This is a genomic window from Streptomyces sp. NPDC034111 (assembly GCF_055575375.1).
This window is the reverse complement of record NZ_JBVIST010000026.1, coordinates 1-11,986: the sequence shown is the minus strand read 5'-3', so window position 1 is coordinate 11,986 and position 11,986 is coordinate 1. Positions and strand designations below refer to the sequence as shown.

Here is an 11,986-nt window from a genome sequence, read left to right as displayed (position 1 = left end):
ATCTCGCCAACCCGGCGCAGCATCGGGCAGGGGCGCACGCGTGCTTCCGTCTCCGGGCGATCACCCGTGGGCCGCTCTCACTTCATGGGGAAGAGCGCGCACGTGGTGGTGGCGTGTGCGTACAGCTTCCCGTCCTCGACGCCGACGACCTGGGCCTCTGCGGTGCCGAGCGTACGCCCGACGTGGACGGCGGTGCCGGTCGCCCGGAGCTTGCCGGTACGCGCGGTCACCGGCCGGATGAGATGCACGTTGAGCTGCGCGGTCGTGTAGCCCGTACCGGCGGGCAGGCGGCTGAAGACCGCGGAGCCGAGTGCCGAGTCCAGCAGGGTGGTCAGGTAGCCGCCGTGCACGGTGCCCATCGGGTTGTACAGGTGCTCGCCCGTTTCGCCCTCGAAGACCGCCCTGCCGGGCTCGGCGCCGATGAGCGTGAAGCCGAGCGTGTGTGAGATGGGTGCCTGCGGCGTACGTCCCTCGATGATCGAACGCAGGAAGTCCAAGCCGGAAGGAGCCGTGTTTTCGGTGTTTTCGCTGCTCATGGCCGTAACGCTAGATCGTTTCCACGGCTGGACAAGTACGGATTCTGGACCGCTACCGTGGACTGCATGAGCGGATACGGGCAGTTCTGCGCGGTCGCCCGCGCACTGGAGGTCCTGGGCGAGCGGTGGACGCTGCTGGTCGTACGGGAGCTGCTGCTGGGCGAGCGGCATTTCAACGACATCCGCCGGGGTCTGCCGCGCATCTCACGGACCATGCTGTCGACACGACTGAAGACCCTGGAGAAGGCCGGGATCGTGGCACGGGAGGGAGGCGGATACCGGCTCACCGAAGCGGGCGAGAATCTGGCGCCGGTGGTGCGGGATCTGGGCGGCTGGGCCATGGAGTGGGACCGGCGCGGCCTGCGGTCCGAACACCTCGACCCCGATGTCCTTGTGTGGGACATCCGCCGCCGTACCGTGACCGAGCACCTGCCGGAGCGGCGGACCGTCGTCGAGCTGCGCTTCCGTGGCGCCGACGGCGGGCCGTACTTCCTGCACATCGCCCGGCCGCAGATCGACCTGTGCACCGACGACGGTGGCTTCGAGGTGGCCCTGCGGGTGGACGCCGACCTGGAGGCACTGACCCGCTACTGGCTCGGCGAGACCTCGTGGGCACCGCTCCTGCGTTCCGGAGCCGTCACCCTGACCGGACCGAGCGCGCTGCGACGGGCCTTTCCCACCTGGTTCTCGGGCTACCTGCTCCGCACCACTCCTGCCGCTGGCCCACACCGCGATCGTGCCGGAGTCGGCAGCTGAACGTCGCGGCCCAGGGCGATGACGGCGAGGGTGCCGGTGCCGGTGACGGAGCCTACGAGAGTTCCTTCCGCAACAGCGTGCACACGGTTTCGTAGCGGCGCAGCGATCCATCAGGGGCTTGCTCGTCCCAGGAGTCCGGGCGACGGTCGTACGCGACATAGCCCAGTCGTTCGTACAGCGCACGCGCCCGGGGGTTGTTCTCCTCCACGGCCAGCTCGGCCTGCCGCAGCCCGCGGTTCCTGATCCGTAGTTCCGCGGCTTCGATGAGGAACGTGCCGATCCCGCACGACTGCAAGGCGGGGTGGACGGCCAGCTGCCACAACGTGCCGACGCCCTCCTTGACCTGGTAGTCGACGCCGCCCTTCGCCACGGGGATGTCCGTTGCGGGACAGACCGCGAGGTAGTCGATCTCACCGTTCCGGGCACGTTCCAACTGCTGGGCGACACCGGCCAGATGGTGGTCGGACCCTGCCCATCCGCATGACGCCAGGTCCGCATGCACCAGATCGCGGGCTGACAGCTTCAACACAACGTTGATCATGTTCAGTACCTCCGGGGAGCCAGCATCCTCGCCGATCGCGCCGGGGCGCAAAGGCGTTTCCTCTGCCGCCGCGCTCTTGGCTCACGTGGATATCAAGGCACGTTGGGTTGCTGCGTATTGGCACCCATGAAGCTGATGAGCCGTCAGCTAGCCATAGGGGCATCCACCCTACGGCTGGCCGCCACCTACGGCGGGAGGCGGGGCGTTGACTCGCCATGTGACCGACAAGGCGCTGCGCCGTCCCTGCAACACCACTGAAGTCGCGCCCCACCACTGAAGTTCCGTACTACCACTGCCGACAGAGGCACGAAATCCGGGCTCGGTAGGATGTGCGATATGCCAAAACACCTGTTATTTGTGGCCCTTGCAGGGCACGGGCATGTCAATCCCACACTGCCGCTGGTCGAGGAACTCGTGCGGCGAGGGCACCGGGTCGACTACGCCACCAGCGCGGAGCACTCCGAAGCGGTCACCAAGGCCGGCGCGCGCTGGGTGGAGCTGCACGCGGCGGACGCGATGGCGGCTCCGCCACGGGAGTTCGGTCCCGCAGACATCGCCGATTTCATGCGCCGTATGTTCGCGGCCTTGCGCTCGGCCTACCCGGTGCTGCGAGAGCACTGTGTCAATGAGTCGCCGGACGCGATCTGCTACGACGCGATGAACTGGTCGGCCCGGGTCCTCGCCGAGCAACTGGGCCTTCCCGCTGTGCGGTGCATTCCGAACCTCGCCTCGAACGAGGTGTATTCGCTGTTCGCCACCATCATGGCCGAGCACGGCGACGAACTTCCCTTCACCGACGCACTCGCCGCCGACTGTGCGGAATTCTCCGCCGAACACGGCGTCGCACTCGACCCGGCGAACCTCCTCGATGTGACCGAGAAGCTCAACCTCGTGTTCATACCCAGGGAGTTCCAGCCCGCGGGTGAGACATTCGACGAGCGGTTCCACTTCATCGGCCCCTCGTTGGGCAGCCGGGAGCATGCCGAACCCTGGGCGCCCGCCGACCCCGAAGCCCCCGTCCTCTACATCTCGCTGGGGACGGTCTTCAACGACCGGCCCGAGTTCTACCGCACCTGCATCGAGGCCTTCAGCGAGGGGCCGTATCAGGTCGCCATGACCGTGGGCGATGTGGACCTCGCCGAGCTGGGGGACATCCCACCCACCATCGACGTCCGACCGTACTTCCCGCAGCCGGCGGTGCTGAAGCATGCCGCCGCCTTCGTCTCCCACGCCGGCATGAACTCCACTATGGAGTCCCTGTATTACGGGGTCGGACTGGTCACCGTTCCGCAGATGCCCGAGCAGGCGGCCAACGCCGGGCGAGTGCAGGAACTGGGACTCGGTGAGCAACTGGACGTGGCGACGGTGACCGCCGAGTCCTTGCGGGCGACGGTCGCCCGGGTCGCCTCCGACTCCACGGTACGTGCCAACCTCGACCGGATGCGCAAGGTGGTCAGGGAGAGCGGGGGAGCCGTGCGCGGTGCGGATGTGATCGAGGAGTACCTCGGCTGAACCTGTGCTGTGCTTTTCTGTGCTGCGCTGTGCCTCGCCTGCGGGACGTCTCATGACGTCGTGATCAGGCAAGGCCGAGGGTGAGGGCGAGGGTGTGCACGGGGACGCTGCTGTGGCCCGGTGCACGCCCCGCCCTTGCTCGCACCGATCATCGCCGAGGCCAAGCGCAGGGGCAGCCGCCGATGCGGTCGGCCAAGCGGTCCCGCGGGAGCCGGGCGGTGTACGCGCCGTAGCAGTCCCCGACTCCCGTGCCCGACGCCGATCGCCCTCTGCGATGTGCCCTCAGTGCCGAACCAGGCAGAACGGGTGCCCCGCCAGGTCCGCGTAGATGCGCCAGCCCCGCCCGTCAGAACCGGCATCCAGCACGGTCGCGCCCAAGGCCAGGACCTGCTCATGGGCTCGGTCCAGATCCGCAACCCCGAAGTCCAGGTGGAACTGCTGAGGCCGGGCGGGATCAGGCCACTCCGGCGGCTGGTGGTCCGCTGCCCCTTGGAAGGCGAGCACCAGACCGGTGGGCGAGTGCAGCGTCGCCCAGTCCTCGCCGAGCGCCCACCGCGGGTCCTCCTGATTAACGGTCCCGCCGACCAGCGACCGGTAGAACTCGGCAAGCCGCCCCGGATCAGGGCAGTCCAGCACCACGCACTGCACGTCAGCGATCATGGCCAGATTTTAGGCGTGTCACCGGAGAACGTACGGACCGGCCGGACCTGGCCGCCCATACCCCGAAGATCGCCGCGCTGCCTGCCCCTCTGGCCTGCCGTCTTCGGCGGCCTGGGCTTCGGCCTTCTCACCGCAGCCCGCTCGTACTGGGCGCGGACCCGCCCTCTCTGCGCCATCGCGGCTGCCACAGCGTCCCCGCCGGCCGAGGTGGCACGCGCAGGGGTACCTGGTGGCCCGCCTCGGGCAGAGCTGCCGACCGCCTCTGCGGGCGGGCCTGGCTAGCCGTCAATCAGGGCCGCTACGAGGCGGGTCATCTGCGGCCGCGGGTCGGGTGTGCCCGGCCAGCTGGTCATCAGGAGGTGATGGGCGGTTCCGACGAGGGCGAGTGCCACGGTGGACGGGTCGATGGTGGCGGCCACCCGGCCGAGTCGGCGCTCGGCCTCCAGGTAATCGGCGATCGCCTCCTGGATCGCGGTGAAGCCAGGGGCCCCGCCTTCAAGGGCCTCGCGGATACGCAGGGCGGCAGCCGGGCGGGTCATGGCGAGACCCGCGATGGCCGGGCCGCCGGAGTCGAGCAGCGCCAGGGCGACGGCGCCGAGGTTCGCGGCCACCGAGCCCTGGCCGGCGAGTTCCGAGAGCCGCTGCGCGTCGGTGGCCGTACGGGCGAAGCGGTCGAGGCAGAGCTCGGCCACGAACTCGTCGAGACCGGCGAAGTGCGCATGCAGCAGCCCCTTGGCGCAGCCCGCCTCGGTGGTGATCGCCCGGCTGGTCAGTGCGCCGGGCCCCTCCTTCGAAAGGACCCGCTCGGCGGCGGCGAACAGCCGCTCACGTACGTCCGGCGTCGCCACTCCGCGCGGTGACATGGGCTTCTCCCGTGCTGCTGCTGTCGTGATCGGTGGGTGCATCCCCGGCGGATCTTAGCGGGGATTGCCAGTTTGGGCGCGTGCCCATACTATTTGGGCACCCGCCCATTCTCTGTCGCCCACCAGGAGGCACCCGTGCCGGACGTCGTCAACACCGAGCAGGCACAGGCATGGAACGGCCCCGAAGGCACCCACTGGGCCCGCCATCAGGACCGCTGGAACGCCGTGAACGAAGGCTTCAACGAGCCCCTGCTCGACGCCGCCGGAATCGCCGGGGACCACCGGGTCCTCGATATCGGCTGCGGCTCCGGGCAGACCACGCGGCTCGCTGCGCGCAGGGCACCCCGAGGGCGTGCGCTGGGCCTCGACCTGTCCGGTCCGATGCTGGCTGAGGCGCGCGCCCGCGCGGAGCGGGAGGGCATCTCCCACGCCGCGTTCGAGCAAGGGGACGCCCAGGTGTATCCCTTCGAAGCGGGATCGTTCGACTCGGCGGTCAGTCGTTATGGGGTGATGTTCTTCGCCGACCCCGTCGCGGCGTTCGGCAACATCGGCCGGGCGCTGCGGCCCGGCGGGCGACTGGCGTTCGTCTGCCCGGCCGATGCCACGCTCAATGGCTGGGTGGAGGTGCTGGCGGCGCTGCGCGAGCTGTTGCCGGTCGGCGACTTCGGGCGGCCGGGGCTGCCCGGCATGTTCTCCCTGGCCGTCCCGGACCGTATCCGCGAAGTCCTCACCGCAGCCGGGTTCACCGCCGTCACGGTCAACCAGGCGGAGACATATGGTACTTGGGGACGTGGAGTCGAGGATGCGGCGGAGTTCCTGCTGGGGACGGGCCCCGGCCGCTACCTGATGGAGCAGGCCGACACGGCGACGCAAACCCTTGCCCGCCGGATGCTGGAGGACCAACTGCGCGCCCACGTGGCCGTGGATGGCACGGTCCGGCTGCGCAGCACGTCATGGCTGGTCACGGCGGACCGCCCGGCCTGAGGAGGCACCGCGGCCGGGGCGCAGGTGGTGGTGCCCGCGGCGCCGGCCTTGCCTCGTCCGTCAGCGCGGCCACCCGTACGCGGTGGCCGCGCCGCCGAGCGCCGATCAGGCCCAACTGGGGTTGCCGGCCTCTTCCTTGACGGTGACGTTGATGCGGTTGAAGAGGTTGAGCGTGCCGATCATGAGGACGATGGCGGCGAGCTGCCGCTCGTCGTAGTGCTTGGCGGCCTCGTCCCAGATCTCGTCCGGCACCCCGTCCCCCGACCGGTCGGCGAGCCGGGTGACGGTCTCGGTGAGTGCCAGCGCGGCGCGCTCGGCGTCGGTGAAGAACGGCGCCTCCCGCCAGGCCGCCACCACAGCGAGCCGCTCATCGGTCTCACCGGCCTTCTTGGCCTCCTCGTAATGGCCGAGGACGCACGGGCCGCAGCCGTTGATCTGGCTGGCGCGTACGCCGATCAGCTCCAGCGTCAGCTGTGGCACGCCGCCCTGGTTCGTGGCCTTGAGCAGGTGCCCGATGCCCTTCATCGCCTCCGGAAGGACCATCGCCGGGTTCTTCATTCGCATGATCGTGTTCTCCCTGTGTCGTCAAGTGCCCATGCCTGTCACATCGGCACGGTTTCGCGAGTCATTGCTCTGACACGAGCCGACGGAGGAATGTGACAATGAACGACCACGACTTTCTGGCAGCGCGATTCGAGGAGCACCGGACCCATCTGCGCGCGGTGGCGTACCGGATGCTCGGCTCGCTGAGCGATGCCGAGGACGCGGTGCAGGAGGCCTGGCTGCGGATCAGCCGTTCCGGCACCCGTGACGTCGAGAACCTGGGCGGGTGGCTGACGACCGTCGTCGGCCGGGTCAGCCTGAACATGCTGCGCTCCCGCACCCAGCGGCGCGAGGAGCCGCTGGGGGTGCATGTACCCGCCCCGATCATCAGCAGCGCGGACGGCATCGACCCCGAGCACGAGGCGCTGCTGGCGGACTCCGTCGGCCTCGCACTGCTCGTGGTCCTGGAAACCCTGACCCCGGCCGAGCGCCTGGCCTTCGTCCTGCACGACCTGTTCTCCGTGCCCTTCGACGAGATCGCCCCCATCGTCGGACGCACCCCCGCCGCCGCCCGCCAACTCGCCAGCCGCGCCCGCCGCCGGGTGCAGGGAGCGGCTCCGGCCCCCGACGCGGATCTGGCCGCCCAGCGCGACGTGGTCACCACCTTCCTCACCGCGGCGCGGGGCGGCGACCTGGAGGCGCTCGTCGCGGTCCTCGACCCGGACGTCGTGGTGCGCTCCGACGGCGGCTCGCTGCGCCCGAGCAGCGTGGTACGGGGCGCCCTGGCCGTGGCCGAAGGCGCGATGACCTTCGCCCGGCTCGCCGAGTTCACCCGTCCCGCGCTCGTCAACGGAGCCGCGGGAGCCGTGGCGATGTCGCAGGGCCGGCCGATGTCGGTCGCGGCGTTCACGATCAGGGGCGGAAAGGTCGTCGCCCTCGACATCCTCACCGACCCCGAGCGCCTCGCCCGGCTCGATCTGACGGTCCTCGACGGCTGACGGGCGGACGGCCCAGTTCGCAGGCCCGTCCGCGGTCAGCGGCCCTGGCCGTTCTCCTGGCGAGGGCTTGCGGGTGGTGCAGGACCTCGCCCAGTCGCTCACCTCTACGCGAGAGTGACCGCAACCAGTGCGGTGAAGTTGTTGACCACGGAACGGCGGCCGCTCAAGCTCATAGTCGATGTCCTGCTCATGCTGGTCGGGGCACTGATGGGGATCGCGACGAACTACGCGACCGGCCAGGCGGGCCAAGTGCCGCTTCCGCTACGGCTGTTGCGGGACTGGTCCGTGCCGCTGATCGGCATCGCCTGTTGCTCCTCGTCGGCAGGCAGATCCTGCTGCACCACCTCGACCGGCCGGTGCCGGTGCGCCAAGTGTGGGATTCCGTACAGCCGCCCTACCCGGGGCTCGAAGCCTTCACGGAGGACGAAGGGCCGTCTTCTTCGGCCGGGACCGGGAGATCGCCGAGCTGGTCGCCCGGCTGCACCCCGCTGTGCCGGGCCGGGCGCAGCGGTTCGTGACGGTCGTCGGCCCGTCAGGCAGCGGTAAGTCGTCGCTGGTGCGGGCCGGGTTGCTGCCGGCGCTGGCTCGACGGCGGAACCGGTGGGCGGTCGCGGCGCCCTTCTCGCCGGGCGTCGACCCGGTCGGCGCCTGGCGACGGAGGATGGAGCAACTGCCGGAGAATCGCCCGGCCTTGCTTGTCGTCGATCAGTTGGAGGAACTGGAACGCCGACGACGACACCCTCACCACCACCGTCCACGGCCACCAGGACCACCCCTGGAAGATCGACTGGTCCCCCGACGGCACCCGCATCGCCTCCGTCTCCCGTGACCGTACGGTCCGCCTCTGGGACCGCCACCACCACCCAGATCGCCGTGCTCGGCGTCCACGCCGACTGGGCCAACTGCCTCTCCTGGCACCCGAACGGCTCGCGCCTGGCCACCGCGTCCCGCGACCGCACCATACGCCTCTGGGACCTGGCCGACCCCGACCTCGACACCCTCCTCCGCCGAGCCCGCTCCCGCGTGTTCCGCGAACTGACCGCCGAGGACGACGCACCTTCCTCCTGCCGGACAAGCGGTGATGCGCGGTTGGCCCGCTGATCCGTGCGCGGGGGAACGGCCTGCTGGGTTGACGGGCGATCGCGGTCGGCGGGACATGCCCATGGCGGTGGCGGGTAGGGCGCACATGACGGGGCCCAACAACCGAAAGGAGCCAGAGCATGAGCAACAGCACCTTCACGGTAGGAACGGCGCAGGAGACCTCGTCGAAGGTGTGCGGTGCCGTTCCGGCACCGACAGTACTGCCGCAGATCCCGGACCCGCGCCACCTCGCTCCCAACGACGCACGGGAGCTCTCGAAGCTGTTCCTCCTGCGACTTGAGGCTCTGGAAGAGGGCACGCGTGAGTACCAGTACGTGCGCAACACCCTCATCGAGATGAATCTGACCCTGGTGCGCTATGTGGCCCGCCGCTTCTCCCGTCGCAAGGAGTCCATGGAGGACGTGCTCCAGGTGGGCACGATCGGCCTGATCAAGGCGATCGACCGCTATGACGCCTCCCGTGACGTGGAGTTCACCACGCTCGCCGTCCCGTACATCCAGGGCGAGATCAAGCGGTTCTTCCGCGACACCACCTGGTCGGTGCGTGTGCCAAGGCGGTTGCAGGAGCTCCGTATCGACCTCGCCCGGGCCCGGGAAGAACTGGAGGGGCAGGGCAGTCACGAACCGTCCGCCGCAGACCTCGCCGCCCACCTCGACATGACGGAGGACGAGGTGGCCGAGGGGCTGGTGGCCTGCAACGGCTACGACAGCGACTCCATCGACCGGCCCATCCAGGCCGGCGGCACAAAGCAGCACCGGACCGGCCTCGTCGCCGACCTCATCGGCACCGAAGACCCCGCCCTCGCCCTCGCCGAGGACATCCAGGCCCTCAAGCCGCACCTGGCCGAGCTCGACGACCGCGAACGCACCCTCCTCGAGCTGCGCTTCGGAGCAGAGATGACCCAGGCCGAGATCGGCAAGGAACTCGGCCTCTCCCAGATGCACGTGTCCCGCCTGCTCACCCGCATCTGCACCAAGCTGCGCGAAGGACTCCTCGCCGTGACGTGACCGGCCGGCGGCGTCGACGGTCCGGGCGTCCCGGATCCCGGATACCTGGTGCTCCGGAGATGAGGCAATGGCCGGCATGCTGCCGTCGGGGCGGCCGTTCCACCGTCCGGCGCGTCACTGGTCGTCCTCGCCGGGCGTCATGTCGTACTCGTCGACGTCCAGCTCCGCGCCGGTGGCGGCGAGGAAGGCCAGGACGCTGCGGTCCACATGCCAGCCGAAGAGGTTGGGTGCCTCCGTGGTCTGCGACTGGTCGGGGGCGGTGTCGTCGAAATAGCGCACAATTTGCAGGACGGCTCCGCCTCCGTCGGCGGCCAGACGGTCGACGACTTCCGCAATGCGGTCTGTGTGCGGTTGGAGCCTGCTGAGGACCTGGGCGATCTGGTCGTCGACGCGCATGCCGGCGTCTCGGCAGACGATCCGCCACGCGTGATGGACCGGGATGGCCGGCTCGGTGTGTCGGCTTCCGCGAACGGTCACTTCATCCGGCGTGAGGTTCAGCAGCGACGTCATCTCCTCCGCGGAGACGAGGGCACTGAACAGTGCGAAGTAGGTGTACTGGCGAAGAGGCATCTCGCGGAGGATAGCCCCGCCTGTAGCCCCGAGGTCAGGCAGCCGCTGCCTCCTGTGGCGCCACCGCCTCAGGATTCACGTCCGGAACGCACCCTGAGCGGCAACCAACAGGACCCGGTCCTCCAAGGGCAGGCTCCATGGCCGGCCCCGGCGGACCGGGTCCCCGCACCCACGGCGCAAGGCGGTGATCAGCCTGCCGAACTGCCGCGGGCTCGGCCCGGTGAACGGGCTGTCCAGGACGGCTCCGACGCCGTGATCACACCAGCCATGGCAAAACCGTCCCACCCGTGACCAGCAGTCACGGGAGAGCCCTTAGCTCTCGCGCCCGACCCACGTAAGGGGAACGTCGTCCGTCGGCGCCTGGATCAGCACGCGTGCGGGAATCGCGACGATCTTTTCCGCCTTTCCATCGGTGTTGTCGACCTTTTGGACGATGTAGCCCGTGTACCACCCGGCGTTCGCGTGCGCTTGGAATGTTCCACCGGCCATTCCCTCCGGGACGGTGAAGTCCCTGCGCTGCTGGGCCATGGCCGTCCACTTCTTCGTGGTTTCGGTCGACTGGTTGTACTCGCCGCCGCCCTCGAGGGCTACCCCTTTGCTGTCCGGCGAGGCGTTGATGGTGAGCTTGCCACCCACCTTCCAGCCCTTTACCTCTTTCTCTTCCGTGCCGATGCTGGCCTCGGTCACGTAGGTGAGGTGCGTCCCGCCGGGGGCCCTGTCCGTGGTCAGCATCACGGGGTATTTCTTGTCGACCTTTCCCACAAAGCCACACGTCAGCTTGCGGGTTTGCTTCTCGAGCACGTCGCTGGGCTGGCCGCATATGGACTTCGCATCCCAGTTGCCCAGCCAGCCAGGATCCTTGTCCTCCTTGCTGCTTGTGCGTTCCTCTGTGCCGAAATTCTCGTAACCAGGGGTGGAGCCGAAGCCCTCCAGCATCTTCTGGGCATCCTGGACCGCCTGCTCGGGCGAATAGCCCGTCTTCTTCACCTGTTCGAGCGTGATCTCCTTGGTGTCCTGACCGGTGACCGGGTAGCCCTGGATGGCTGCGGTGTCCTTGAGGGGCGCGAACGTGTTGATGTAGTCGATGACCTCCTGGTCGCTTTTGTAGAAGGGGGTCTTGGGGGTCTCGCCGTCGGCGGCCCAGGCCGTGGCGGGAGCGCCGGCGAGCGGGGTCGCGAGGAGCGCGGTCACGGCGACGAGGGCCGCACATCGGGCTCTCCCTGTCGGTGGCGTGCGGCGGGACGTGCGGGCCGAGTGTGTTCTGTTGTGTGACATCTCTTCTTCCTTCCTTGCGCCGGGTGGCCGATGCGTCAGCCTGTTCCCGAACTCGCCTGAAGATTGCGGTAGGAGGATTTCCTCCCTTCGGCACAAAAGGAGAGCGCCGCTGCTCACTATGGGTTCCCCGGACTCCCCGGTAACTTCCGAAAGGGTCGGCGAGTTGACGCACGGGGCCCCTTGAGTGACTTCCCTGCGCACCTCACAGCCAACTCAGAGTGAGGCGAGCACGAGGGAGAGCGAATGCCGCATCTACCGGATGGCCTACGCCTCAGGTATCGCCTTTACCGGCGATATGCCGGGTGCAGGTGGCAGTGCAGGTGGCAGTGCAGGCGGCAGAATTCCGGCGGACGGGCACATGGCCAGCAGAAAGCCGCCCCCGGCGACATAAGACTGTCTCGGGCAGCGGCTCTGCCTTTGGGTAGAGGAGCGTGTCATTCGCGAGAGGGAGGCAAGCACGGAAGGCACAACCTCACCCTCGCCGGGTAACGACGAAGGTCCGGGTTATCGGGGCATGTCGTAGATCATCTACGGGACAGCTCTTAGACGCCGTTTCTGATGGTGTAATCGCTCGTTGAGCCGTGCATGACGGATCTGGTTGAGCGGTTGGTGCCGGACGAGTTGTGGGTGCTGTTCCGGC

The 11,986-nt window shown here is 68.8% G+C and carries 13 protein-coding genes and 3 pseudogenes; 8 read left to right on the top strand and 8 right to left on the bottom strand.

Annotation, left to right across the window (positions count from 1 at the left end):
* Positions 1–77: 77 nt before the first annotated feature.
* Complete coding sequence (locus tag ACZ55A_RS34420) at positions 78–536, bottom strand: PaaI family thioesterase (protein ID WP_468848674.1); 459 nt, start codon at positions 534–536, stop codon at positions 78–80.
* A 66-nt stretch (positions 537–602) separates the two neighbouring features.
* Here ACZ55A_RS34420 and ACZ55A_RS34415 point away from each other — a divergent pair, with 66 nt between their 5' ends.
* Positions 603–1,292, top strand: a complete 690-nt coding sequence (locus ACZ55A_RS34415) for a winged helix-turn-helix transcriptional regulator (protein ID WP_468848673.1) — start codon at positions 603–605, stop codon at positions 1,290–1,292.
* Between the two features lie 52 nt (positions 1,293–1,344).
* On the opposite strand, the gene ACZ55A_RS34410 is transcribed toward ACZ55A_RS34415, so the two are convergent.
* Positions 1,345–1,833, bottom strand: a complete 489-nt coding sequence (locus tag ACZ55A_RS34410) for a GNAT family N-acetyltransferase (protein WP_468848672.1) — start codon at positions 1,831–1,833, stop codon at positions 1,345–1,347.
* Positions 1,834–2,190: 357 nt separating this feature from the next.
* On the opposite strand from ACZ55A_RS34410, the gene ACZ55A_RS34405 reads away from it, so the two are divergent.
* Positions 2,191–3,345, top strand: a complete 1,155-nt coding sequence (locus ACZ55A_RS34405) for a macrolide family glycosyltransferase (protein WP_468848671.1) — start codon at positions 2,191–2,193, stop codon at positions 3,343–3,345.
* A 282-nt stretch (positions 3,346–3,627) separates the two neighbouring features.
* On the opposite strand, the gene ACZ55A_RS34400 is transcribed toward ACZ55A_RS34405, so the two are convergent.
* Both ACZ55A_RS34400 and ACZ55A_RS34395 read right to left on the bottom strand, forming a co-directional pair.
* Entirely contained in the window at positions 3,628–4,005 is a 378-nt protein-coding gene (locus ACZ55A_RS34400; RefSeq protein WP_468848670.1) for a VOC family protein, read from the bottom strand.
* 278 nt (positions 4,006–4,283) lie between these two features.
* Positions 4,284–4,868, bottom strand: a complete 585-nt coding sequence (locus ACZ55A_RS34395) for a TetR/AcrR family transcriptional regulator (RefSeq protein ID WP_468848668.1) — start codon at positions 4,866–4,868, stop codon at positions 4,284–4,286.
* Positions 4,869–5,003: 135 nt separating this feature from the next.
* Between ACZ55A_RS34395 and ACZ55A_RS34390 the strand changes: the two genes are divergently transcribed.
* Positions 5,004–5,852 (top strand): class I SAM-dependent methyltransferase, encoded by an 849-nt coding sequence (locus ACZ55A_RS34390; RefSeq protein WP_468848667.1) that lies wholly within the window; start codon positions 5,004–5,006, stop codon positions 5,850–5,852.
* Between the two features lie 105 nt (positions 5,853–5,957).
* Here the strand turns inward: ACZ55A_RS34390 and ACZ55A_RS34385 are convergent, their stop codons facing one another.
* Positions 5,958–6,410 (bottom strand): carboxymuconolactone decarboxylase family protein, encoded by a 453-nt coding sequence (locus ACZ55A_RS34385; RefSeq protein ID WP_468848795.1) that lies wholly within the window; start codon positions 6,408–6,410, stop codon positions 5,958–5,960.
* 104 nt (positions 6,411–6,514) lie between these two features.
* Here ACZ55A_RS34385 and sigJ point away from each other — a divergent pair, with 104 nt between their 5' ends.
* From sigJ to ACZ55A_RS34360, 5 genes and pseudogenes are all read left to right on the top strand, one after another.
* Positions 6,515–7,393, top strand: a complete 879-nt coding sequence (gene sigJ, locus ACZ55A_RS34380) for an RNA polymerase sigma factor SigJ (protein WP_468848665.1) — start codon at positions 6,515–6,517, stop codon at positions 7,391–7,393.
* Between the two features lie 373 nt (positions 7,394–7,766).
* Positions 7,767–8,072: pseudogene (locus tag ACZ55A_RS34375) on the top strand (ATP-binding protein); the annotation flags it as partial.
* Between the two features lie 16 nt (positions 8,073–8,088).
* Positions 8,089–8,193 (top strand): annotated as a pseudogene (locus ACZ55A_RS34370) (hypothetical protein); the annotation flags it as partial.
* A 25-nt stretch (positions 8,194–8,218) separates the two neighbouring features.
* Positions 8,219–8,494, top strand: coding sequence for a WD40 repeat domain-containing protein (locus tag ACZ55A_RS34365; protein ID WP_468848664.1), 276 nt, complete (start codon positions 8,219–8,221; stop codon positions 8,492–8,494).
* A 119-nt stretch (positions 8,495–8,613) separates the two neighbouring features.
* Positions 8,614–9,501, top strand: coding sequence for a SigB/SigF/SigG family RNA polymerase sigma factor (locus ACZ55A_RS34360; RefSeq protein WP_468848662.1), 888 nt, complete (start codon positions 8,614–8,616; stop codon positions 9,499–9,501).
* Positions 9,502–9,615: 114 nt separating this feature from the next.
* On the opposite strand, the gene ACZ55A_RS34355 is transcribed toward ACZ55A_RS34360, so the two are convergent.
* The 3 genes and pseudogenes from ACZ55A_RS34355 to ACZ55A_RS34345 form a co-directional block, all read right to left on the bottom strand.
* Positions 9,616–10,071 (bottom strand): DUF4279 domain-containing protein, encoded by a 456-nt coding sequence (locus ACZ55A_RS34355; protein ID WP_468848660.1) that lies wholly within the window; start codon positions 10,069–10,071, stop codon positions 9,616–9,618.
* 96 nt (positions 10,072–10,167) lie between these two features.
* Positions 10,168–10,340: pseudogene (locus tag ACZ55A_RS34350) on the bottom strand (IS5/IS1182 family transposase); the annotation flags it as partial.
* A 43-nt stretch (positions 10,341–10,383) separates the two neighbouring features.
* The gene (locus ACZ55A_RS34345) at positions 10,384–11,262 is read right to left on the bottom strand and encodes a hypothetical protein (RefSeq protein WP_468848659.1); all 879 of its coding nucleotides are present in this window, start codon (positions 11,260–11,262) and stop codon (positions 10,384–10,386) included.
* Positions 11,263–11,986 lie beyond the last annotated feature (724 nt).